The sequence below is a fragment of the Arthrobacter sp. ISL-69 genome (assembly GCF_018613775.1).
Lineage (GTDB): Bacteria > Actinomycetota > Actinomycetes > Actinomycetales > Micrococcaceae > Arthrobacter.
In genome coordinates this window covers 1-23,144 of record NZ_JAGGPO010000022.1, presented here as the reverse complement: position 1 = coordinate 23,144, position 23,144 = coordinate 1, and the positions used below count along the sequence as shown (strand labels likewise).

Sequence of the window (23,144 nt, the reverse complement as noted above, 5' to 3'; positions counted from 1 at the left end):
AGATGCCCCGTGAGCTCTGCCACTGACAGTCCCGCCGCCGATGTTCCCGTAGCCCCGGAAAAGATCGGTCCCGGCGCCACCGAGGCCGATGCCCGGGCCATCACGGAGGCCGCCCGGGAAACCGCCTGGGACAGGCCCAGCTTCGCCAAGGGTTTGTATCTGGGGAACTTCGACCTCTCGCTGATCCACCCCTGGCCCGAAGCCAGAACCGACGATGTGGAACGCGGCGAGGAGTTCATGGCCCGTCTCACGGCCTACTGCCGGACCATGTCCGGCCGCCTGATCGAGCGGAACGCGATAATCCCGGATGAATACCTCGCCGGACTGGCCGACCTGGGCGTCTTCGGCATGAAGATCCCCCGCGAATACGGCGGCCTGGGCCTTTCCCTCGTTTACTACGGCCGGGCGCTGGCCCTTTTGGGTTCCGTGCACCCGAGCCTCGGGGCGCTGCTGTCCGCCCACCAGTCCATCGGCGTCCCGGAGCCGGTGAAGGTGTTCGGCACTCCGGAACAGAAGCGGGAGTACCTGCCCCGCTGCGCCGCCGGCGCCATCACGGCGTTCCTGCTGACTGAGCCCGACGTCGGCAGCGACCCCGCCCGGATGGGCAGCACCGCCGTTCCCACGGACGACGGCGACGCCTACATCCTGGACGGCGTGAAACTCTGGACCACCAACGGCGTGATCGCCGAACTGGTGGTGGTGATGGCCCTGGTTCCGGGCCACACGGATTCCGACGGAACCGTCCACAAGGGCGGCATCAGCGCGTTCGTGGTGGAAATGGACTCCCCCGGCATCACGGTGGAAAACCGCAACGCCTTTATGGGGCTGCGCGGCATTGAGAACGGCGTGACCCGCTTCCACCAGGTGCGGGTTCCGGCGGCCAACCGGCTCGGCCGCGAAGGCCAGGGCCTGAAGATCGCGCTCACCACGCTCAACACGGGACGGCTGTCCATCCCCGCCCTCTGTGTGGCATCCGGCCGGTGGAGCCTGAAGATCGCCCGCGAATGGTCAAACGCACGCACGCAGTGGGGGCGGCCCGTGGGGAAGCATGAGGCCGTGGGCAAGAAAATCGCGTTCATCGCCGCAAGCGCCTTCGCGCTGGACGCCGTATTCGAGCTGTCCGCCGAAATGGCCGACGCCAGCCAGAAGGACGTCCGGATCGAGGCCGCGTTGGCCAAACTCTGGTCCACGGAGATCAGTTGCCGGATCGCGGACGAACTGGTGCAGATCCGTGGTGGGCGCGGTTTCGAGACGGCCGATTCGCTGGAGGCCCGTGGTGAGAGGGCCGTACCGGCCGAACAGCAGCTCCGCGACCTCCGGATCAACCGGATCTTCGAGGGCTCCTCGGAAATCATGAGGCTCCTGATTGCCCGCGAGGCCGTGGATGCGCACCTTACTGCCGCCGGGGACCTTGCCTCCGCGGATGCCAGCCTGTCCGATAAGGCCAGGGCCGCCGTCGGCGCTTCAGGTTTCTACGCGAAGTGGCTGCCCAAGCTTGTGGCGGGCGCAGGAATGGACCCGCGGTCCTACTCGGAGTTCGGCAGGCTCGCCAAGCAGCTGCGGTTCGTGGAGCGGTCTTCGCGGCGGCTGGCCCGGCAGACGTTTTACGGGATGGGCCGGTGGCAGGCCGGATTGGAGCACAAGCAGGCATTCCTGGGACGGATCGTGGATATCGGCGCCGAGCTGTTCGCCATGGCGGCCTGCTGCTCGCGGGCCGAAGGAATGCTCCACACGAACCCTGAGCGGGCCGCCACCGCCTACGAACTCGCCGAGGCTTACTGCGAGCAGGCGCGGGTCCGCGTTGACGAGTACTTCGACCAGCTGTGGCGGAATACGGACGACGCCGACCGCGGACTCACGGAAAAGGTCCTCGCCGGGGACTACACGTGGCTGGAGGCGGGGGTGCTGGACCAGTCCGAAGGAACCGGACCATGGATCGCCGACGCGGCTCCCCGGGCCACCGTGAAGGAGAACCTGCACCGCAAATACCGCTGAATCTCGGCGGTTCTGGCCCCGCCCCCGATGCTAAGCATCCTTGCTACCGCCGTTGCGCCGTGGTTAGGTGGAGAAGAGACCATCATGCAGGTCTCCGCATAGCGGTGGCCGGCCCAACCGCTGGGTCCGGTTCAATCGATGAAAGCGAGAACGCCTGATGAGCAGCACAGTGGGGCCCGAAGACAGACAGTCGCGCCGCGCCGCGCGTGGCGCGGACGCCAACCGCGTGGACGGCGCCGGCCGTGAGGTCGGCACCGGGAACGTTGAAAACAGGAATGTCGAAGACAGGCTGGAGGGCCGGCGCAGCCCTGCTGACGCACCGCGGGCCAGCCGGAACTACGTCCCTGCAACAGAGCCCGACGACGACACCCGCGCCTACGCGGTGACACCCACCGCCGAGGCCGCTGCGCTTGCGGACCCGAATGCCGCGACCCGCGAGACCGTAGTGGCGCGCGAGAAGGAGCAGTTCGGCGGCATCAAGATCGGCTCCGCCTTCTTTGGCTGGCTGGCTGCTACGGGCACGGCCGTGTTGTTAACCGCACTGGTCGCTGCGGCCGGAACGGCCGTTGGGCTTGCCACCAACACCGACGTGAACGAAGCCGTCAATCAGGCCTCCTCCGACCAGACCGTGGGCCTGACGGGAGTCATCGTGCTGCTGGTCATCCTCTTCGTGTCGTACTACTGCGGCGGTTACGTTGCCGGCCGCATGGCACGATTCGGCGGCGCGAAGCAGGGATTCATGGTGTGGGTCTGGGCCGCGATCTTCGCAGTGATCATTGCCCTGCTGGCCATGATCGCCGGAGAACGCTTCAACATCCTGGCCAACCTGAACAGCTTCCCGCGCATTCCTGTTAATGAAGGGCAGCTGACCACCACCGGCATCATTGCCGCCGTCGTAGTGGCTGCGGTCGCCCTGGTCGGCGCAGTGGTGGGCGGCATGGCCGGTATGCGCTTCCACCGCAAGGTGGACCGTGCCGGATTCACCCCAGTGGAAGCTGACTCGGAACGCTAAACCGGGGCTGCCACAGTGGAACGCTAGGAGGCCTCGTCGAGGTAGTACCAGCGCCGGTCCACGCGCAGGAACCGGCTCTTTTCGTGGTGGACTCCCCGCTCGCCGTCGTGCCGGAAATGGGCTTTGAACTCCACCGTCCCTTCCGAGTCCAAGGGACCGCCGCGGCTGGTGGACACAATGTCCAGCCGCCGCCACTTCATGGCCGGGTCCAGCTCGAGCTCCGCGGGCCGGGTGTCCGGGTGCCAGGTGCGGAACAGGTAGGCGACATCCCGCACCACAAAGGCGCTGTACCGGGAGCGCATCAGCTGTTCCGCCGTTGGGGCCTCGTCACCGCGGTGGAAGCGGCCGCAGCAGTCCGCGTACTGCTCACCGGACAGGCACGGGCAGTTCCCGCTGAACGCCGGGGAACTGCTGTCCCTGATTTCTTCGCGGCCTCCCGGGCGCGGGTTTTCAGGCTCGGTCTGCTGGGGCACGGAGCGTCCTTTCGGTGCTGTCGGAGGGCGCCAACTTGGCTGCTTCCGACTATATGCGCAGGTCAGATTGAAACGGCTGTGTCATATCGGATAACAGGTTCGACACAACCCGGCCGCGGACCTGTAATGCGGGCGTGTTGCACCGCAAAAGTCCGTATTGTTAAGGGGTGCCTATTGCCGGTGGATTACTGCCGGCACACGGGCGCAGCAGGCCCTGAGGAGAGGTAAATGGAAGATCCCAACACCATTGCCCTGAACCTGACATTTTTCGGCACGCTGGGTGTGGCGTTCGTCATGTTCATCGGCCTCTTCCTGGTTTTTGTGGCCACCCTTCTGATTGCCGGCCTCGGCCGGCTGACGGGCGTCGCGGTTATGACCTTGTTCGGCCGCCGCCCCGGCAAGACTTCCGGAACGGGAAACCCTGCCCGCGCCCCACGCCGGACGTTCAACCTGAAGACGTCCTGGGCGCCCTCCTCCCTCCGGGCCAAGCTGCGCACCGCGAGGGAAGAAGCGGCGCAGAAACGCGCCGCGCGCAGGGAAGCGCCTGCACTGTCCGAAGACTGGGCGGCAGCCGTTGCCGGGGCCGATGCTCGGGCGGCCGCCAGGGCCAGGGCTGCAGCGGCGCCCGAAGTGAAAGTCACGGTCCGCGATCTACCCAGCCCGGACGCCCCGGTCGAGGAAGTCAGGGCCGTGGCTCCCCTCGTGGAGTCCGCCACGGACCAGCACGCCGCTGTCAGGGCCATCCCGCGTTCATTTGAGAAGCCTCCCGGACCTGGTCCGTTGGCCATGCTGGATACCGGGTCCTTGGTCTCGCTGGCCGGCCACCCTGCCGCTTTGCGGGGCACATTGCCGGTGGAGCAGCGCCGCGCCGGCTGATTGGTTGCCAAAAAACCCGTTCACAAATCGTCATTGGCAACACCTGCGTTACCCCCGGCTACGGAAAGCTAAGAAGTGCTTCGCCAACGGCCTGCGCACGGCTGATTTTGTGTAGCCTCGTGACGATCCACAGCAATCAGCGTGGAGTCAAACGTGAGGAAAACCGGGATGAGCCTCAACCAGCTACGAGTGTTCGGGCGCAGCGGGACACTGATCAGCCCGCTCACCTTGGGCACCATGAATTTCGGCGAAGGCGCGCCGGCCGGCTCGTCCGCAGCAAACGCTGCCGCAGCGCACGGCGCCGCCCAGGGCTATGCGCCCACGGGTGCGGAGGAAAGCATCCGCATCATCAACGCGGCACTGGACGCCGGCATCACCGCAGTGGACACGGCGGACGTCTATTCGCAGGGGCAGAGCGAACAGGTGGTGGGCCGTGCCCTGCAGGGCCGCCGCGACGACGTGTTCATCGCCACCAAATTCCACGGCCAGATGAGCGCCAACCCGGCGCACTCGGGCAACTCGAGGCGGTGGATCATGCAGGCAGTGGAGGGCAGCCTCCGCCGGCTGCAGACGGACCGGATCGACCTTTATCAGGCACACCGTCCGGACTACAACACGGACGTCCTGGAGACCATCACGGCCCTGAACGACCTCATCCGCCAAGGCAAGATCCTCTACTACGGAACGTCCGTGTTCACTCCGGCGCAGCTGGTGGAGGCCCAGTGGTTGGCCACCACTAACCATCTCATCCCGCCCGTGGCGAACCAGGTTCCGTATTCGATGCTGGTCCGCGGCACCGAACGCGACGTCCTGCCGATCGCCCAGCAGTACGGTTTGGGCGTGCTGGCCTACGGTCCGCTGGCCGGCGGCTGGCTGTCCGGAAGCTTTGTGCTGGACGCCGGCAAACCGCCCACGCGGGTCCACTCCCTTCCGGGGCGGTACGACATCTCCGGCCCGGCGAGCGAGCGCAAGCTGCTGGCCGCGGATTCCCTGGCCCGGCTGGCGGACAAGCTGGAACTGCCGCTCGTGGACCTGTCGGTCGGTTTCGCACTGAACCACCCGGCTGTCAGCAGCGTGATTGTGGGTCCCCGCAGCGAGGAACACCTGCAGGCGTACCTGAGGGCCGCGGACACGGTGCTGGACGAAACCGTGCTGGATGCCATTGACGAGCTGGTGCCGCCCGGAACCAACTTTATGGAACGGGACGCCGGCGCCGTGGTCCCCTCCCTCGAGTACGCCGAACTGCGACGGCGGTAAGCCGAAGGCAGCCGCCGGAAAACCCTTACCCTGAGCAACCAATTGGGCTACGGTGAAACCCATGGAATTCAGATACCTCGGCAACAGCGGCTTCAAGATCTCCGAAATCACCTTCGGCAACTGGCTCACGCACGGCTCCCAGGTGGAGAACGATGTAGCCATCCAATGCGTACGGGCAGCGCTGGACGCAGGCATCAGCACGTTTGACACCGCCGATGTCTACGCCAACACGGCAGCTGAGACGGTGCTGGGCGAAGCGTTGAAGGACGAGCGCCGCCAGTCCCTGGAGATCTTCACCAAGGTGTTCGGGCCCACCGGGCCCAAGGGCCACAACGACGTGGGGCTGTCCCGCAAGCACATCATGGAGTCCATCAACGGTTCCCTGACGCGCCTCCAAACCGATTACGTGGACCTGTACCAGGCGCACCGCTATGACTATGAGACGCCGCTGGAAGAGACCATGCAGGCGTTCGCGGACATCGTCCGGCAAGGCAAGGCGCTGTACATCGGCGTCAGCGAATGGACAGCCGACCAGATCAGGGACGGCCATGCCCTGGCCAAGGACCTGGGATTCCAGCTGATCTCCAACCAGCCGCAGTACTCCATGCTCTGGCGGGTCATCGAAGCCGAGGTCATCCCGACGTCCGAAGAACTGGGCCTGTCCCAGATTGTATGGTCCCCCATCGCCCAGGGCGTGCTGAGCGGCAAGTACCGGCCCGGCAAGCCGGCGCCGGAGGGAAGCCGCGCCACGGACTCCAAGGGCGGCGCCAGGATGATCGAACGCTGGATGTCCGATGAAGTGCTCAGCGGCGTCCAGCAGCTCAAGCCGATAGCAGCGGAAGCCGGGCTCACCATGGCCCAGCTGAGCATTGCATGGGTGCTGCAGAACAAGAACGTCGCCTCGGCCATCATGGGCGCGTCCCGTCCCGAGCAGATTGCCGGCAACGTGGCGGCCGCTGGCGTGAGGTTGGACGAGGCCATCATGGACAAGATCGACGACGTCATCGGGTCGCTGGCCGAACGCGACCCGGCCCAGACCAAGTCGCCCGCGTCCCGCGAGGCCTAGCCGTGGCGGACACGGGAACCACCACAGGCATAGGAACGGGCACCGGGTCAGGCGGATCACTGCCGGAGCTGGCCGTCACCGGCTCCACTGGGCAGCTCGGCGGACTCGTGGCCACGGTCCTCGCCGGCGCCGGGCAGCCGCAGCGGCTGCTGGTGCGCGACGCCGCGCGGGCCCATGACCTTCCGGGCGCCGTTCCGGTGGTCTCCGCCTACGCGGACCCGGTGCTGGCGAGGTCCTCGCTCGAGGGTGTGAAAACCCTCTTCATGGTGTCGGCCTCCGAAGCCGAGGACAGGCTCCGGACTCATTTCGCGTTCGTGGACGCAGCGGCGGCGGCCGGGGTGCGGCACGTCGTCTATACCTCCTTTTTCGGAGCGTCCGCTGACTGTACATTCACGCTGGGCCGGGATCACTACGCCACCGAGGAGCGGATCAAGGCCGCCGGGCTCGACTACACGATCCTGCGGGACAACTTCTACCTCGACTTCCTGCCCCTGCTCACCGGAGAAGACGGCGTCATCCGCGGCCCGGCGGGCGACGGCGTGATGGCGGCCGTGGCCCGCGCGGACATTGCCCGGTGCGCCGCGGCGGTGCTGCGTGACCCGGCGCTGCACGTGGGCCGCACCTACGATCTGACTGGGCCGGAGGATATCTCCCTGCAGCGGGCCGCGGAACCGCTCACGGAAGGCACCGGCCGTAGCATCAGCTACCGTCATGAAACCGTGGAGGAAGCGTACGCGTCGCGGGCCCCGTACGGCGCCCCCGGCTGGCAAGTGGACGCCTGGGTCAGTACTTACACGGCCATCGCCAACGGCGAACTTGCGGGCCCGACGTCGGACGTTCATGCCCTCACGGGCAGGGAGCCCCTGGGGCTGGCGGACTTCCTCAAGGAGGCGCACCACCTCTAGCTGCGAAGGACCGGAGCCTGACCTTGACGCACCCGTGGAGGCGGCGTAGACCTGTGAACACGGGCTATGCCCGCCACAGCATCCGCACCATCCAGAATCCGGCCCTACCCAGAAACGCAGTGCCATGACGAAGCAGATTTCCCGGCGCCGCCAGACCGAAAAACCCACGGCGCATACCGGAGAACCCACGAACGGCCCGCTCACTGCAGAGGAACTGCAGCTTGCGGTCAGGAACCATTCAATGCCGCTGGAGGCCCTGCAGGAGGATGTCACGCCACCGGGGCTGCACTACGTCCTGACGCATTTCGACATCCCGTTTATTGACGCCAATGCCTGGCATTTGCGGATCGGCGGCGCCGTGCAACGGGCCGTCGAAATCAACCTCCGGGCGCTCCGTCGGGACCCCGCCATCAGCATTCCCGTCACCCTTGAATGCGCAGGCAACGGCCGGTCGCTCCTCCGGCCGCGCCCGCTAAGCCAGCCATGGCGGCTCGAAGGCGTGGGCACTGCGGTGTGGACCGGTGTTCCGCTGGCCTATCTGCTGGCCCAGGCGGGGGTAGATGAAGACGCGGTCGAAGTGGTGTTCACGGGCGCCGACGAAGGCATTCAGGGCGGCGTCCGGCAAAAGTACGGGCGCAGCCTGCCGATCAAGGAGGCGATGCGTCCCGACGTCGTGCTCGCGTACGAGATGAACGGCCGCGAGCTGCCGCCGCAGCACGGCTTCCCGCTGCGGCTGGTGGTGCCCGGCTGGTACGGCATGGCCAGCGTGAAGTGGCTGGAATCCATCCAGGTGGTGACCCACGCCTATGACGGCTTCCAGCAGTCGGTCGCCTATCGCTACCAGAAGGACGCGGACGACGCCGGTGCACCAGTCACTCGCATCAAGGTCCGGTCACTCATGGTTCCGCCAGGAATCCCGGACTTCTTCACCCGCACCAGGGTCCTTTCCGCCGGGCCGGTGATGCTCAAGGGCAGGGCATGGTCCGGCGAAGGCTCCGTGGTCCGCGTCGAGGTGGGGATCGACGGGAAGTGGGTGCCGGCGCATCTCGGGCATTCCGCTGGTCCGTTTGCGTGGTGCGAATGGACGTTGCCGTGGGTGGCGGACCGGGGCGAGCATGAACTCGCCTGCCGGGCCACCGATTCCACCGGATCAATGCAGCCGCTGGAGCAGGCCTGGAACTACCAGGGCATGGGCAACAACGTGGTGCAGCGCGTGAAGGTGAACGTCGAATAGTTGCCGCCCTGCTTTGTCTTCGCGTTGGCTGGGGTCAGCAGCCTACGAAGTCGGTCAGGACCTTGACCTTGCCCGCACCATGTGCCGCCTCACAGGCAACGAGACGCTGCTCCATTCCTGGGAATCACTGGAGGGCGGACAACCTGGTGGCGTAGAAGGCCCTGCTCCACGCCTACGCTGGGCACATGAGCGAGCAAAGGAACACCTGGCATGCGGAGCACAAGGCCGGCCTGAGTAGGGGGCAACGGGCAGCTGACGTCCTGCGCAACGGCATGGGCAGCTGGCCGTTCGTGGGGATCTTCATAGCGTCCATGATGGTGTGGGCGCTGGCCAACTCACTTGTTCTTGCCAACAATGCCTGGGATCCCTATCCCTACATCCTGCTGAACCTGTTCCTGTCCATGCTGGCTGGCCTACAGGGCGCCATCCTGCTCATCGCCGCCAAGCGGCAGGATGCCATCGCAGCCGCCATGGCCCAGCATGACTACGACACGGATGTACAGGCGGAAGACGAAATCCGGAAACTCACCGCCATCAACAACCAACAGTTGGAGATCCTCCGGGAGCTGCGGCAGCTCCTGGCCGAACGTGCCGGCAAGGCGACGCCTCAGTAGTCCACGATCGCGCCGCAGGAAATATTCACGGTGGCGTCGGTGATGGCGCCAGCCCGGTCCGAGGCGATGAATACGGCCACGTTGCCCACGTCGGCGAGCGTGGCCGTCCGGTTCAGGTGCGCCGTCCGCGTGATTTCCTCTACGATCTCTTCACGCCCCTCGGCCTGCCAGGGAATTGTTTCCACGATCCCGCCCGTAACGAGGGTGACCACCCGGATGCCGTTCTGGCCGAGCTCCAGGGCCCATTGCCGGCGCTGCCCTTCCACGGCGTCGAGTGCTATCTTGAACCCGCCAAGCCCGGCCAGCGTCCGCGGGCCGGAACCACCGAACATCAGGACGACGCCGGAACGCTGCCTGATCATGTGCCGCGCCGCGGCGCGGGTGGTGAGGAAGTGGGTCCGGGTTGCGACGCTGACGGGCTGGCTGAAGTCCTCGGCGGAGATTTCCATCAGCGGCCGCTGGACATCCCCGTAGGAGATCAGGTTGAAGGAGATGTCGATGCGTTTGGTCTTCTTTGCGGTCCGGTCAACAAAAGCGTTCACCTGGTTTTCGTCCAGGGCGTCGACGACGGCGGTTTCCGCTCTGCCGCCCGCCTCACGGATGTCCCGGGCTACTTTCTGCAGGCGTGATTCGGTGCGGCCGGCGAGGAAAACGTCGGCGCCTGCCGCCGCGAAGGCCGCGGCAACTGCTCCGCCGATCGGGCCGCCGGCGCCGTAGACCAAGGCGGTCCGGCCCTGCAGCAGGCCCGCCGGCCCGGTACCGTCTTCCAGCAGCATTGCGGACCTCCTGCCCGGGAGTGGTGAATCCCTCCACTATGTTCTCGTGGGCGGCAGGTGGCAAGGGTTCCACTTCGGCTGCAAGCTCAGAAGCGGCGGGGCCACCATTTCCTAGTGGTGGCGCGATCCTAGGGTTGGCGGGGTGCGCCCGGAGGCTCCGCACGAGGGGGCACCGGGGGCGGTTCCGTGGCCGGGGGCACCGGAGTGCCAGGGGGCACGGCGGATTGCGAGGCGGGCACCGGGGGCGGCCGATAGCCTGGCGGCGGAGTGGCGGCCGGATCCGTCGGCCCCATGTCGAGACGGAAGGGCGGGTATTCGTCCCGCATCAGCGCCACGTAGGCAATAACACGGTGGGTCCAGCGGTTCAGGCCGATCAGCAAGTCAAAAAGCCTCCGGCCGAAGCGGCCCGTAAACAACAGGCTGAACCCGGCCACAATCACCAGAAGGCCGATCAGCGAGATCCCGCCGCCGCCCTGGTATCCCACCCAGGTTCCATCAACCCAGGTGCCGTCCACCCATCTGCCGTCCACCCATGTCCGCCGGTTGCCCCAGGTGCTTGCCGCACCCGAGAAGGCGGCGACGATCAGGAGCTGGGGAAGGGCCAACAGCCACCACTTGACCAGAACCAGGCCGCGGGAGAGGTGCTCGGGGTACTCGACGTCGAAATCTGCCGGGTAGTCGGTCCGCGCCAGCGTGAACGGCGGGTAACGGTCTGTCCCGATTGCGGCGTAGGCGTAGAAGGCGACTCGCCAGTTCCACCGCAAGACGCCCACGTTGAAGTTGAACAGCGAGCGCGGATAGCGGCCGGTGAACAGGATGGCGAAGCCGGCCACGATAGTGGTCACGAAGAAGGCGAACCACAGGAAGAAAAGCACGATGTAGTGCGGGATCGCCAGGAACCACTTGATCAGCCACATACCGCGGGAGAGCCCGGGGTCGAGGTAGCCATTCAGCCGCACGGGGTACCCGGAGGTTTCCGAGGGCTGCGGGTCGGTGGGCAGCGGCGTGCGGCCGCCTCCGGGCGGAATCGCGGCAGCGGCTGTGGCGTAAGGGCCTGCGGCACCCGGAGTGGTGGCGTAAGGGGCATGGTCGTCCGGGCCCACCGGCACAGGCCCGGGGCCCGCGGGCGCGGCCGCCGGGTAATGCGGCGGCGGGCCGTGCCTGCCGAGCCCTGCGGCGCCGGCCACAATCAGCGGCACACCCACGGCCAGCAGGGCGATGCCGCCGATCAGGAGTCCGATGAAGACCGGCAGCAACAGATCGGACCGGACGCCTGCCTGCAGGTCCACTGAAACCGGAGCGGCGCCGTCGGCGTTCATGACCACCACTGCCCAGCGGCCGCTGCGCAGATCCCACTCAATCTGCTGGGTTCCGGTTCCCTGGGCGGACGTGGACCAGAATGACTGGGCGCCCGGGGCTGCCGGTACGGCGTCTCCGGGGACTTCCCGGTACTGGACGCGGAACGGGTAGGAGTTCAACTCGGTGATTTCGGAATGCCGCACGCTGTCTAGGTACCGGGCCACGTCCTCCTGGGGTCCGATACCGATGAAGATCTGTTGGCCGGACGCCGACGTGCCGCGCAACAGCAATCGGCCTGCACTGTCCACCGGCAGGACGTCCGGCAGTTCCTCGTCCACCAGGACGTTCAGGCCGGGCGAGGTGATGGCACGCGTGGCCACGTCGTAGCGCTCTGTGGGTGTGGTCAAATATCCGTTGTCACGCTGCTGGAAGTTGACCCATCCGACGGCGGCGGCAGCTGTCAGGAGTCCAAGCCCCATCAGGGCGGCGAGGGTGCCGAGTACCAGCATGACTATCCGGCCTGGTTTCATGGCCAGTCCTTTCTTGCCTCTTGCTTGGCCCCCCGGACTCTTATGCGCCCGCTCTTTGAGCGGGCGCCGATTTCACGCCGTGATCACGACTTTGAGTGCCCGACGTCGGTGGCGGCGAACTCGCGGGACTTTTCCAGCCGGTTCGCGTCAAGGTCGATCGCGATGATGGTTGCCGCGCCGTACAGCCCGGCAGTGGCGATAGCTGCCAACCCGACCGGACCTGCGCCGACAACCGCCGCGGTGTCCCCCGGCTTGACCCGCCCGTACTGCACGCCGATTTCAAAGCCGGTGGGAAGGATGTCGGAGAGCATCACGGCCTGGTCGTCGCTGACCCCTCCAGGGAGGAGGTGCAGCGAGTTTTCCGCGTACGGCACCACGCCTTCGTGGCCCAGGATCCGGCCTTTCTGCACCGCCGGCACATCCCCTTTGAGGATATGCACGTCCGTTCCACAGATGGTGGTGGTGTCCACTTTGACGATCACGTCGCTGGGGTTCTGGATCTTGGGGTCCGGGACGTCGGTCCACGACTTTTCACCGGCGCCTCCGTACACGAGTGCTTTCATGCGTACTCCTTCACTCTGTGGATGAAGCCGGGATCCACTATTTTCACGCGGCAAGGCACTACCGAGCTGTCCACTCCCGTGGCCAGCCGGGACAGGCGTGCACATTCATGGAGTTGCTCGAGGACCGTGTCGGTGACCCGTGCACGGGAAAGATCGATGGTGAGCTCCTTGCCGTGCAGCAGCGACGTTGTCCGCCGCGCCACCACATATAGCGCACGGAGGCTGGCCCCAGTGACCACGCCGCGGACTTCAAGGCTGGCGGCCTCCAGGTCCGCTTCAATGCGGACCACGATCTTCAGCCGGTGCTCTGAATGTTCGTAATGCGTGGTGGATGGGGCTCCATGACGGGAGTGGACGGCGGGTCGGGTACCCAGGACAGTTCGTGCGTGCTGATTCATGAAGCCGGGTCTCCTGCTATGTCCGGGAGGCGCACTGCGCCAGCCCTTCCCCAATTTTTAGCGAGACCGGTTGCTGATCGGCGAAGCATTTCCCCTCCCCAGGGTGCGTGCGTGAGTAACGCAGACGTGAGATGCCCCACATCAAGGATGGCGGCTCGGCCCAGCAACGGTAAGGGACGAAAGTCCCTTATACGGAAGGCATGGGGGCAGGCAGGTGTGAGCCTGCCGGAGTAAACCGGCCCGGGGCTTATGGCCCGTGACAGGGGAATCGGCGGTCTGGAGAATTGCCTGATGACGAAGCCACGGACCATGAAACATATTTCCAAGCCCGCAGTGCTCGCCTGGCTGATGGCATCGGGCTTCCTGTTCCGGCGCTTCCACTTGCGCTGGGGCGCGACCACCACCGAAGCCGACGGCGGGCTGCCAGGCGACGACTTCCTGTCCACGGCGGATCTGCAGTCCACACGGGCCATCACCATCAAGGCTCCGGCGAATGAGGTGTGGCCCTGGCTGGCGCAGATGGGGCAGCGACGCGGCGGACTCTACAGCTACGACTTCCTGGAAAACCTCGCCGGCCTGAACATCCACAGTGCCGACCGCATCCACCCGGAGTGGCAGGACATCAAAGTCGGCGACCGCTTTCACCTGGCGCCGGCAGCCTCGGCGGACCTGGAAGTGGGACTGGTGGACCCGGGCAACGCGCTCGTGCTGCGTGTTCCTCCCGGATCACCGCCAGGGCCGTTCGATTTCAGCTGGGCATTTGTCCTGCAGCCGCAGCCCGCCGGCACCACCCGCTTGGTGGTACGGGAACGGTACGCCTACCGGCAGTGGTGGGCCCGGTGCCTGGTCGAGGCGGTGGAGGTTGCCAGTTTCATCATGTCCCGGCGCATGCTCCACGGGATCAGGAGCCGTGCGGAGGCGAACTCTTAGTAGCCTGTCCCTATGCCTGAACCCGCTGCGCCCGACCTCGTCCTTGCCTCCGTCCGGGAGCCCGGGGGGACGGACTGTTTGGACATCCACATTGCCCGGGGCGTGGTCACTCGGATAATGGCGGCGGATGAGCAGCGGAGCGGCGCGCGCACCGTTGACTTCGGCGGCCGGTACGCAATCCCGGGCCTGTGGGATGAGCATGTGCACATGACCCAGTGGGCCATGGCTGCCAACCGCGTCGACCTTTCGCACGCCGCGTCGGCGAGTGATGCCGTCGACGTCGTTCATTCCCATCTCACCGGTGGCCGTCCCGCGGAGGGGGACGATGGCGACGGCGGCCCGACGCTGGTGGGCGTCGGCTTCCGCGACGCCGTCTGGGCGGACGACCCTAGCCTGGCGATGCTCGACGCCGTGACGCAGGGCGTTCCCGCGGCGCTCATCAGCCACGACCTCCACTGCGTCTGGGTGAACAGTGCCGCCGCAAAACGCTACGGGGTGGACGTGGACGCCAGCGGCCTGCTGCGCGAGGACCCGGCGTTTGCCCTGACGCGCGAGCTCGGCCGCCTGCCGGACTCCGTAGTCGACGCCTGGGTCCGCGAAGCCGCGCAGAAAGCCGCCGCCCGCGGGGTGGTTGGGATCGTGGACTTCGAGATGACCTGGAACCGCGAAGTGTGGCTCAGGCGCGTCAGCGGCGGTTTCGGCTCACTGCGGGTGGACGCCGGCGTCTATCCGGAGCACCTGGACCGTGCCCGGATTGAGGGCATGCGGACAGGCCAGGACATTCCGGGCGGGAACGGCCTGCTCCGGGTGGGGCCGCTCAAGGTGCTGATCGACGGCTCGCTCAACACCCGGACTGCCTACTGCGTGGACCCTTACCCGCATGGTGGACGCGGGCTGCTGACCGTCAGCGAAGCGGAACTGCGGGCATTGCTGGTCCGGGCCAATGAATCCGGCTTCGTTCCCGCTGTCCACGCGATCGGCGATGCCGCGAACAAAGTTGCCCTGAACGCGTTCGAGGCCGCCGGCATCCGCGGACGGATCGAACATGCCCAGTTTGTCCGGCAGGAGGACTTCGCCCGGTTTGGCCGGCTGAGCCTGACTGCGAGCGTCCAGCCCGCGCATGCCCTTGATGACAGGGACGCGGCCGACGCCAACTGGGGCGACCGCACCGACCGGGCGTTCCCGCTACGGTCGCTGCTGGCGGCAGGGGCCACGCTGGCGCTCGGCTCCGACGCGCCCGTGGCTCCACTGGATCCGTGGACTGCGATGTCGGCAGCGACCACGAGGTCCGCCCTGGACGGCCGCGCACCGTGGCACCCGGAGCAGGCCATCACCCGGGCGGAAGCCCTGTTTGCGTCTTCCCGGGGACGGTCCCGGATCCGCGTGGGAGATCCGGCGGACATCGCCGTGCTGGATGCCGATCCGCTCGGCGTCCCGGACAGGACGTTCGCGTCGATGCCGGTGGCGGCGACGCTCGTTGCGGGGCGGTTCACGTACGACGGCGGCGCGGCGGCTACGCCGGGCAGCTGAAAAAGCGCGAACGGACACTTATGGCCCCAGCGCCGCCCGATTCTAGCCTCTTACCCGGGCCTGGACCAGGTTGGCGAACGGCAGCCGGTCGAATTCGTCGCGGAAATCCGCGTGGTACGTGGCCTCTGCCTGATTCAGCCCGCCGGCCGGGAGCTCCTTCCAGGCAATGAGCAGGGACTTGGCGTTCGCGAGCTGCCAGATCAGCCGCCCGTCCCAGTGACCGGGCGGCTTTCCCTGGCCGAAATCCATGAATTCCTGAACCTGCCGGCGCAATCCGCGATTGCCCTTGCTGCCGGGTCCGGCCTTGCCCACGTAGAGGACGTCGGCGCCGTCGACCCATTCAGCCGCGAGTGCCGCCTGAGTGAGGGATGGATCCTTCTTTTTGAACACACCAGCCGTGCTCTTGGCCAGGAACTGCACCTGGAAGTCTTCGGGTTTGAGGACGGCGAAGATCCCCGGTGCCTGTGGAATCCGGTTGATTTCCAGTTCCGCGAAGGGCCTGAAACCGGCGAAGCCGTCGGCACGGAGCGCCTGTCTGTTGACCTGCATGGGTGGGGTCCTTGGCTCGTGGACACGTGAAACGGCGGCGGCCGCCAATTAAACTCTAGCCGGACGGCCTCGCTGTGGTTATAGTAAGCATGCTGACTACTTGGCGGATCCTTCGTCGTCGTCAGGCCCCGGCATCATTCGTTCCAGTCCAAGGAGACACCATGAGCACGAAGGTCGACAAACGCATTCTGGTCAACGTCCCGGCAAGCGCGGCGTACAACCAGTGGACCCAGTTCGAGGAATTTCCGCACTTCATGGGAGGCGTGAAGAGTGTGACGCAACTCAGCGACGACCGCCTCGAATGGGTGGCTGAAATCGCAGGTGTCCGCCGGAAGTGGGAGGCGAAAATCCTGGAGCAGGTCCCGGACCGGAAGGTTGCCTGGGCAGCGACGGAAGGTGCAACGAACGCGGGGACCGTAACCTTCGAAGACGTGGGAGGGGGTCAGACTTCGGTGCAGCTTTCGCTCGAGTACGAACCGGAAGGCATCGTGGAGACCCTGGGCGACAAGCTGAATGTCGTCGACCGTCAAGTGGAAGCGGATCTGAAGAGGTTCAAGGACTTCATCGAGGACGAAGGATATGCGAGCGGCGCCTGGCGCGGGACCGTCAACGAAGGCGCCTCTCCAGGGACTCCCGGAGTCGACGCTGCGGCGGCTTCACGCGGCGACTCCGGCAAGGCCGGTGTCTCGGGAAAGGTCGCGGCCGGACTGGGAGTCGCGGCAGCAGCGGCAGCGGGAGTAGCCGCGAGCATGCGGGACAAGGACACCAACCCCGCCCTCACCACCACTAGTGCGCCCCTCTCCGAGACAACAGTTCCACCCGTTCCGCCCACCAACGCATCCGGCTACGTTGAGCCAACAGACGGGGCCAGCGCAACAGCCGACTCAGGCTCCGCACTCAGTGGCGAGCGGATTGCTAAGCCTTTCGACCAGACGAACGGCCTGGTCGATTTCGAAGGCGATTCGGACCAGACCGCGGCGAGCGACACACGAAGCGCGGCTGAGCGGAAGGACGAGGAAAAGCGCGACGGCGGCCTCCCGCCTGCGGCAGGAAGCCTCGGCCAGCACTAGGACAAACTCACCTTCCTCGAAACGGCCCGCGCGTGCAGCATTCGTGCCCGGGCCGTTTCGAGGAGGGGGCGGTTGTGGCGACATCGGACGTTCCGTCGCCGCTTTATTGTCAGCGGTCGCAGGGAGACTTCTTGCATGGACGGCGAGCGGGGGCCTGAAGTGGCTTCGAGAGCAGTGGGTGTGACGGTCACGGACATGATCCGCGCCCTGGCTGACATGCGGCCGGCTGCGGACAGCGCAGGGATGATTGACCAGCTGCGCGAACTAGAGGATTGGAGGTCCGCTGCGTGTGCACTGCAGGCCCGGATAACAGTTGCCTTCGACGTGAGGCAGCGCCGCGATCAGGCCAGCGCTGGTGTGCCCGCCGAAGAGCTGGGCGCTGGAATCGCTGCGCAGGTCGCCCTCGCCCGGCGGGAATCACCAGCCAGAGGTAGCCGGCTCCTGGGTCTGGCGAAGGCGCTCGTCACCGAGACGCCGCATACGCTTGCCGCCCTGGAGACGGGACAGCTCAATGAATGGCGCGCCACGCTTTTGGTACGTGAGACCGCCTGCCTGTCCGCCGCTGACCGCAGCGCCGTCGCCAGGGAACTGGCGCCCGACGCCGGGAGGCTAATTGGCGCGGGCGATCGTACCGTTATCGCCGCGGCACGGTCCGCCGCCTACCGGCTCGATCCGCGGTCCGTTGCGATACCTCACGCTCAGACGGAGACCCCCGCTCCCGCGGCCAGCTCATGGCCGACGCGCTCGTTGAACGCACCACGGGGACGGCAGGTGGAATCAGCGGCATCGAGATCCAGCTGGTCATGACTGACCGCACGCTGTTACAGGGAGACAGCGAACCGGCGCGGCTCCCCGGCTACGGCGTTGTCCTTGGTGGGTGGGCCCGGGAGATCGTCGTCCGGGACCAGGACCGGCCGATGAACATCTGGCTCCGGCGGCTCTACACCGCCCCGGGCACCGGAGATCTGGTGGCGATGGAGTCGAAAGCAAGGCCCTTCCCGCCCGGACTGCGCCGCTTTGTTCAAATCCGGGACCAGACCTGCCGTACGCCGTATTGCGACGCACCGATCAGGCATCTGGACCACGTCCTCCCCTGGCACAGCGGCGGAACGACGACGCGGAACAACGGCGCCGGACTCTGCGAAGCTTGCAACCACCCCAAGGAAGCACCCGGGTGGAGCGCCCACCCCCGGCCGGGACCCCGGCACCCGATCCACCTGACAACGCCCACTGGGCACAGCTACCAGTCCACCGCCCCGCCATTGCCTGGGCATCTGCCTCCTGAAACAGCAGCCTCCCGTCACCGGCGCGAACTCCGGCATCAGGCCAAGGCGCTCAAACGCGACAAGCTAAGAGCCGTGGCCGCGGCATGAGACGCGGCCTACCGAAAGCCGCCAGCACTGCCGATCCTCCCTCCCTGCGACCCGGAGCGGGTTTGGTGCGCTAGGTCAATACTTATGTAGCCAACCACTTAGCGAAGTGAGCGCAAGAGTTGAAACCCGCTGAACATCAACCCCGGCCAAAAGCGTAGAGTGGAACCAGACGCCTGATTCTGGACGCCGTGTGCTGAGGGAGAAATCGTGACGATTGACTGGGACGAAAAAAAGGCCCTGCTGCAGGAACCGAACATCGCTGCTGTAACCCAGCTTTGCGACGAACTCATGGAAAAGAAGCCGGGCTCAGTAGTCCCGTACATCGACCCCGTCCACGATGAGGACGAGTGCAGGATCGTCAGTCTCCATGTCAGCCCCGGCAAGGGCACTGAATCCGGCTTTGTTTCGCACTTCAACGACGACGAAGCAGCCCGGCGGGCCACCTCAATCTACGAAATCGTGGAACTCGACCCCCGCTACGTGATGCCGTGGAACGCCTATCCCTGGGTTCGCGACCCGGATCTGCCGTCGGCCCTCAACGTCCAGGAAAAGACGGACGGCCTCAGGCCCTTCCGCCAGTTCCTCAAGATCAACAAGCGCGTCTCCGCCATCATCGCCCACGGCACGGACGCCCAGACCTTCCTGACCCTCTTCGAAAAGACGTACCACCAGTCCTTGAAGAACTCCGGGATCAAGGTCTACAAAGCCAGCGCCCTCGGCGGCCGGGCCTTCGCGGTCTCCGCAAACAAGCAGGAAGAACTGCTGAGCAAGAGCGTTGAAATCTACAAGGATGCGATGCAGCGGGCCGGGATCCAGCACCTCTAAGTACTTCTTACGCTTCCAGCAGCCGGCGGCGGTGCTTCAGCTCCTTGAGCCACGATCTGGTGACCATCGCCGAAAACGGCGCGGCGCCGTCGTCGTTCGCTCCCGTGAAGGCCGTTCCCGCTTCCAGATCGGCCACCAGCGGACCCGACGCCTTCAATCCCAGTTCCAGCACCTGCACTGCGGCGCGTTGGGCCAGCCCCAGTCCGGTGGCCCAGCCGAGGAAATGCCTCCGCGAGATCCCGGTCCGCTTGCCGTCCAGCATCAGGGCCAGCGTCTTATCGCCGTAGACCACCGTGGAGGGAATGTCGTACACCGGCGCGATGGACCACTCCCCCGATGGCTGCTGCACCATCGACACATTCTTGGCATGAAGATCGCCGTTCCCGCTCAGCCATGCGAACGCGGCCTGGATGGCCAGGTTCCGCAACGCCGGCAGCGGCGCCGCGCAGTATTCCGCCAAGGCATGGCACACCTGCCCGTAAGCCACGTTGTACTTGTCCGCCGGGTAGAGCCGCAGCACCTGCGCACCGTCCTCGACAGCGAGCCGCTGCACCGCGCCGTGCGCGCCGCCCGGCAGCGGAATCCGGTCGAACCGCTCCACCAGAAGCCCCGGCCGCCCACCGACGTCCCGGATCAGCCGCACCTTGCTCAGCGGAATACGCAGCTTGGCGGCATACCGGAACATCACCAACTCGTTCTCCACCACATGCGGGAACTCCGGCGCGTTGAGCTTAAGGATGTAGCGCCGGCCGGCACTGGCCACCGGCATGGAGATCATCCCGGCCGACAGCTTGTCCTGCACGCCGGCGAGGGCCACGGGGTCGATCAGCCCGGAATCGCCCAGCAGCGCGTCGAAATCAACCGGCGTCTTCGGGTTCAGCTCGACGGCGTGCTCGTCCGGGTCCAGCGGCTCGCCATGGCCCACGATCTGCACGTCGCCCACCGGGTTGGCGCCGGCGACGATCAGGAGCGAGAGTTCGTCATCCACGCTCGTTTTTACCGAGCGCCGCAACGCGTTCAGCCGCCTGCCCTCCGGCAGGAGCCCGGTGAAGTACGGCGGCGCGGCGCCCGCGGCAGACAGCACCGGTTCGGCGGTCAGGGGGAGGGAACTGGCGACGGCGGGACCTCCGGCTGCGAGGTACGCCGGCAGGTAGCTGAACCTTGTGCCGCCCTCATACCGTTCGAGCCGCGCAGCCAGCACGCCCGCCTTGTAGACGTCGGCGACGCGGTGCCTCATGGCCCGTCCTCCGGCAGGGGCCTGTCGGCGGCACGGCCGGCGGCGCTTCGCTGCCCGTCGATGGCCCGGGCTGCGGCACGTGTCCGCGTGGTCAGCTGAAGCTCCAGCCCGAGCGTCTCAAGAAGCGCCAGGAGTGAGTCCAGCTGCACGCTGCGCTTCCCCTGCTCAACGAAACGGACGAAGCGCTCGGACACTCCGGCGAGCTGGGCCAGGTCGTGCTGGGTGAGCCGCAGGGCAGCCCGGCGGGCCCGGACCTCGGCCGCAAGCCCGTCAGTGAACGCATCCGCCATCCCAAACCTCCCGATAGGCACGAACGTACCGTTCTCTTGCCTACTGTCCATGATACGGAGGGATGCGCCCGCGTGAACAGGCGACTTCGGAACGAACGTACCGGGCGGCGGGTGCGCGGGCGCACCCGCCGGCCTTCCACGCCCCGCCGCCCGCGCTGGAAGCTGACTTCACAATTGACAGTCCGTGTGACCCGTGCCATATTTGAAGCGTGATGAACCTGTCAGACAGCCGGACAGCAGGACAGCCGCTCGCCCGCCTCAGTGCGGCCGAAGCAGTCTTCAATGCCCTCCGCACGGACATCGAATCCGGCAAGCTCGAGGTCGGCGCCAAGCTGAGCGCCGAAGCCGCCCTCGCCCAGCAGTACGGTGTGAGCCGTTCCGTGGTCCGTGAGGCATTGCGCTCCTGTAACGCCCTCGGCCTGACCATGACCAAAACCGGCCGCGGCACGTTTGTAGTGGCCAACCGGGTGGCCAAGGACCTGGTGCTCGGCCAGTACTCGGCCCTGGACCTCACCGAGGCCCGACCGCACATCGAAGTCCCGGCCGCCGGCTTGGCCGCCGAACGGCGCACCCCCGAGGAACTTGACGGGCTGCGGGACATCGTCGCTGCAATGGCCGCCGAGGACGACCCCGAAGCCTGGGTGGCCCTCGACTCCAGCTTCCACGCAGGAATCGCCCGTGCCAGCCACAACAAGGTGTTCGAAAACGTGGTCTCCGACATCCGCGACGCTCTGGCACACCAGTCCGAAATGCTCAACATGGTGGCGGACCGCCAGCATGCCTCCGACCACGAACACCAGCGGATCCTGGCCGCCATCGAATCCGGCAATGCCGCTGAGGCCAGCTCCGCCATGCGGGAACACCTGCATGCTGTGGGCGTAGCCCTCGACTCCATCCTCAGCCAGTAGCTCCCGGCAACCGACGCACAACCGACGCACAGCACCGAAACCCAAGGACCCCATGCTCTCCCCAGCCCTGCCCGTCCATGCCCAGACTCCGGTTCAGACCCCGGACCTCACGGCCCTGCCGCAGCACACCGCTTTGGCGGTGCAGACCCGGGACGGGCTTGTGGAAAGCATCCACTACGGTTCGTTGATCGCCACCGCCCCGGATGAATCGGCCGACGGCGGGCTCCGCACGCTTTTCTCCGCAGGCGACCCGCTTGCCCCTTTCTATCCGCGGTCGTCGCTCAAACCGCTGCAAGCCGTGGCCATGGTCAGTGCCGGCCTCGACCTTCCCGCCGATCTCCTGGCCCTCACGGCTGCCAGCCACTCCGGGGCCGCGATGCACCGAGACGGAGCCCTCCGCATCCTCGAAATGCACGGCCTCACGGCGGACGCCCTGGAAAACAGCACGGACCTCCCTTACGGGACGGATGAGCGGGAGGAATGGCTCCGCAACGGCGGAACCGCCACCCAGCTGACCCAGAACTGCTCCGGCAAGCACGCCTCCATGGCAGCAACCTGCGTCATCAACGGCTGGCCGGTCCGCGGCTACCTGGATCCCGGACACCCCCTGCAGCAGCTCGTGCGCACCACAGTCCGGCAACTCACCGGGGAAGAACCCGGGCGCACCAGCACCGACGGCTGCGGCACCCCCCTGTTCGCCCTCACCCTCCGCGGCATGGCCCGGGCGTTCGGCCGGATCACCTCCGCAGTGGTGGCCGACCCCGAAAGCCCGAAAGCCGCCGTCGGCCGCGCGATGATGCAGCACCCCGAAATGGTGGCGGGCGCTGGCCGCGACGTCACCGAACTGATGCGCTTCGCCCCCGGGCTCATTGCCAAGGACGGCTTCGAAGGCGTGCAGCTCGTGGGACTGCCGGACGGCCGCGCCGTGGCATTGAAGATTTCCGACGGCGGGGACCGCGCCCGCATGCCGGTCACCGTCCGCGCGCTGGAAGCGCTCGACGTCGACACCGCACCGCTCGCCGGCATCGCCACCGGCGCTGTCCTCGGCGGCGGACGGTCCGTGGGCATGTTGCAGGCCGCCGATTTCCTGTCCACGCCAGTCAACGAAGCCCTGTGAGGACCACATGACCACCATTGCCGATACCGCCCCGGACACCCGCTCCGAACACGATCTCCTCGGGGACCGGGACATCCCCGCCGCCGCGTACTGGGGCGTGCACACCCTTCGCGCCGTGGAGAACTTCCCCATCACCGGCCAGCCGCTGTCCACGAACATGTACCTGGTCCGCGGCCTCGCCGCCGTGAAACTCGCCGCCGCCCGCACCAACCGCGAACTCGGCCTCCTGGACCCCGAACGCGCCGACGTGATCGAGCAGGCCTGCACCGACATCATCAACGGACACCTCACCGAACAGTTCGTCGTGGACGTCATCC

Annotated in this window: 22 protein-coding genes and 3 pseudogenes; 17 read left to right on the top strand and 8 right to left on the bottom strand. The window is 66.6% G+C overall.

Going from position 1 to position 23,144, the window contains the following annotated elements; genetic code table 11:
• The first annotated feature begins 9 nt into the window (after positions 1-9).
• Both J7I79_RS16795 and J7I79_RS16790 read left to right on the top strand, forming a co-directional pair.
• Positions 10-1,995, top strand: coding sequence for an acyl-CoA dehydrogenase family protein (locus tag J7I79_RS16795; protein ID WP_214955090.1), 1,986 nt, complete (start codon positions 10-12; stop codon positions 1,993-1,995).
• A 157-nt stretch (positions 1,996-2,152) separates the two neighbouring features.
• Positions 2,153-3,007, top strand: a complete 855-nt coding sequence (locus tag J7I79_RS16790; RefSeq protein ID WP_214955088.1) for a TIGR04086 family membrane protein — start codon at positions 2,153-2,155, stop codon at positions 3,005-3,007.
• Between the two features lie 23 nt (positions 3,008-3,030).
• Here the strand turns inward: J7I79_RS16790 and J7I79_RS16785 are convergent, their stop codons facing one another.
• Positions 3,031-3,429 carry a YchJ family protein gene (locus tag J7I79_RS16785; RefSeq protein WP_214955140.1) on the bottom strand — a complete coding sequence of 133 codons (399 nt, stop codon included), beginning with the start codon at positions 3,427-3,429 and terminating at the stop codon, positions 3,031-3,033.
• Between the two features lie 279 nt (positions 3,430-3,708).
• Here J7I79_RS16785 and J7I79_RS16780 point away from each other — a divergent pair, with 279 nt between their 5' ends.
• The 7 genes and pseudogenes from J7I79_RS16780 (at position 3,709) to J7I79_RS16755 (ending at position 9,432) form a co-directional block, all read left to right on the top strand.
• The gene (locus J7I79_RS16780; protein WP_214955086.1) at positions 3,709-4,356 is read left to right on the top strand and encodes a hypothetical protein; all 648 of its coding nucleotides are present in this window, start codon (positions 3,709-3,711) and stop codon (positions 4,354-4,356) included.
• A 168-nt stretch (positions 4,357-4,524) separates the two neighbouring features.
• Positions 4,525-5,613, top strand: a complete 1,089-nt coding sequence (locus J7I79_RS16775; protein WP_214955084.1) for an aldo/keto reductase — start codon at positions 4,525-4,527, stop codon at positions 5,611-5,613.
• Positions 5,614-5,674: 61 nt separating this feature from the next.
• Positions 5,675-6,679 (top strand): aldo/keto reductase family protein, encoded by a 1,005-nt coding sequence (locus tag J7I79_RS16770; RefSeq protein WP_214955082.1) that lies wholly within the window; start codon positions 5,675-5,677, stop codon positions 6,677-6,679.
• 2 nt (positions 6,680-6,681) lie between these two features.
• A complete protein-coding gene (locus J7I79_RS16765; RefSeq protein ID WP_311380599.1) occupies positions 6,682-7,584 on the top strand; it encodes an SDR family oxidoreductase in 903 nt (300 codons plus the stop codon).
• Positions 7,585-7,708: 124 nt separating this feature from the next.
• A complete protein-coding gene (locus J7I79_RS16760; RefSeq protein ID WP_214955080.1) occupies positions 7,709-8,818 on the top strand; it encodes a sulfite oxidase in 1,110 nt (369 codons plus the stop codon).
• Positions 8,819-8,876: 58 nt separating this feature from the next.
• A pseudogene (locus J7I79_RS24790) lies at positions 8,877-8,954 on the top strand (GntR family transcriptional regulator); the annotation flags it as partial.
• Between the two features lie 49 nt (positions 8,955-9,003).
• Positions 9,004-9,432 (top strand): DUF1003 domain-containing protein, encoded by a 429-nt coding sequence (locus J7I79_RS16755; RefSeq protein WP_214955078.1) that lies wholly within the window; start codon positions 9,004-9,006, stop codon positions 9,430-9,432.
• Here the strand turns inward: J7I79_RS16755 and J7I79_RS16750 are convergent.
• From J7I79_RS16750 to J7I79_RS16735, 4 genes and pseudogenes are all read right to left on the bottom strand, one after another.
• Entirely contained in the window at positions 9,426-10,208 is a 783-nt protein-coding gene (locus tag J7I79_RS16750) for an SDR family NAD(P)-dependent oxidoreductase (protein ID WP_214955077.1), read from the bottom strand. The genes J7I79_RS16755 and J7I79_RS16750 overlap by 7 nt on opposite strands.
• Before the next feature lie 128 nt (positions 10,209-10,336).
• Positions 10,337-12,037, bottom strand: a complete 1,701-nt coding sequence (locus J7I79_RS16745) for a DUF4389 domain-containing protein (protein ID WP_214955075.1) — start codon at positions 12,035-12,037, stop codon at positions 10,337-10,339.
• Between the two features lie 101 nt (positions 12,038-12,138).
• A pseudogene (locus J7I79_RS16740) lies at positions 12,139-12,600 on the bottom strand (alcohol dehydrogenase catalytic domain-containing protein); the annotation flags it as partial.
• Positions 12,597-12,998, bottom strand: a complete 402-nt coding sequence (locus J7I79_RS16735) for a hypothetical protein (RefSeq protein ID WP_156037192.1) — start codon at positions 12,996-12,998, stop codon at positions 12,597-12,599. The pseudogene J7I79_RS16740 and the gene J7I79_RS16735, both read right to left, overlap by 4 nt.
• 291 nt (positions 12,999-13,289) lie before the next feature.
• On the opposite strand from J7I79_RS16735, the gene J7I79_RS16730 reads away from it, so the two are divergent.
• The gene (locus tag J7I79_RS16730) at positions 13,290-13,928 is read left to right on the top strand and encodes an SRPBCC family protein (protein ID WP_214955073.1); all 639 of its coding nucleotides are present in this window, start codon (positions 13,290-13,292) and stop codon (positions 13,926-13,928) included.
• Positions 13,929-13,940: 12 nt separating this feature from the next.
• Entirely contained in the window at positions 13,941-15,458 is a 1,518-nt protein-coding gene (locus J7I79_RS16725; protein ID WP_214955071.1) for an amidohydrolase, read from the top strand.
• A gap of 42 nt (positions 15,459-15,500) precedes the next feature.
• On the opposite strand, the gene J7I79_RS16720 is transcribed toward J7I79_RS16725, so the two are convergent.
• A complete protein-coding gene (locus J7I79_RS16720; RefSeq protein ID WP_214955069.1) occupies positions 15,501-16,007 on the bottom strand; it encodes a hypothetical protein in 507 nt (168 codons plus the stop codon).
• 161 nt (positions 16,008-16,168) lie between these two features.
• Here J7I79_RS16720 and J7I79_RS16715 point away from each other — a divergent pair, with 161 nt between their 5' ends.
• The 3 genes and pseudogenes from J7I79_RS16715 to J7I79_RS16705 all read left to right on the top strand — a co-directional run bounded on the left by J7I79_RS16715 (position 16,169) and on the right by J7I79_RS16705 (position 19,275).
• Entirely contained in the window at positions 16,169-17,077 is a 909-nt protein-coding gene (locus J7I79_RS16715; protein WP_214955067.1) for an SRPBCC family protein, read from the top strand.
• A gap of 135 nt (positions 17,078-17,212) precedes the next feature.
• Positions 17,213-18,450: pseudogene (locus J7I79_RS16710) on the top strand (HNH endonuclease).
• Between the two features lie 207 nt (positions 18,451-18,657).
• Positions 18,658-19,275, top strand: coding sequence for a uracil-DNA glycosylase (locus J7I79_RS16705; protein WP_214955065.1), 618 nt, complete (start codon positions 18,658-18,660; stop codon positions 19,273-19,275).
• Between the two features lie 7 nt (positions 19,276-19,282).
• Here the strand turns inward: J7I79_RS16705 and J7I79_RS16700 are convergent, their stop codons facing one another.
• Positions 19,283-20,512, bottom strand: coding sequence for a type II toxin-antitoxin system HipA family toxin (locus tag J7I79_RS16700; protein WP_214955063.1), 1,230 nt, complete (start codon positions 20,510-20,512; stop codon positions 19,283-19,285).
• Positions 20,509-20,802, bottom strand: coding sequence for a type II toxin-antitoxin system Y4mF family antitoxin (locus J7I79_RS16695; RefSeq protein ID WP_214955061.1), 294 nt, complete (start codon positions 20,800-20,802; stop codon positions 20,509-20,511). Before J7I79_RS16695 ends, J7I79_RS16700 begins: the two co-directional genes overlap by 4 nt.
• Before the next feature lie 212 nt (positions 20,803-21,014).
• Here J7I79_RS16695 and J7I79_RS16690 point away from each other — a divergent pair, with 212 nt between their 5' ends.
• The 3 genes from J7I79_RS16690 to J7I79_RS16680 form a co-directional block, all read left to right on the top strand.
• Positions 21,015-21,710: a FadR/GntR family transcriptional regulator gene (locus J7I79_RS16690; protein ID WP_214955136.1), complete on the top strand. Its 696-nt coding sequence runs from the start codon at positions 21,015-21,017 to the stop codon at positions 21,708-21,710.
• Positions 21,711-21,762: 52 nt separating this feature from the next.
• On the top strand, positions 21,763-22,827 hold the full coding sequence (locus J7I79_RS16685; protein WP_214955059.1) for an asparaginase: 1,065 nt from the start codon (positions 21,763-21,765) through the stop codon (positions 22,825-22,827).
• Between the two features lie 7 nt (positions 22,828-22,834).
• The coding region (locus J7I79_RS16680) for a lyase family protein (RefSeq protein WP_251042916.1) at positions 22,835-23,144 on the top strand (310 nt) is incomplete at its 3' end.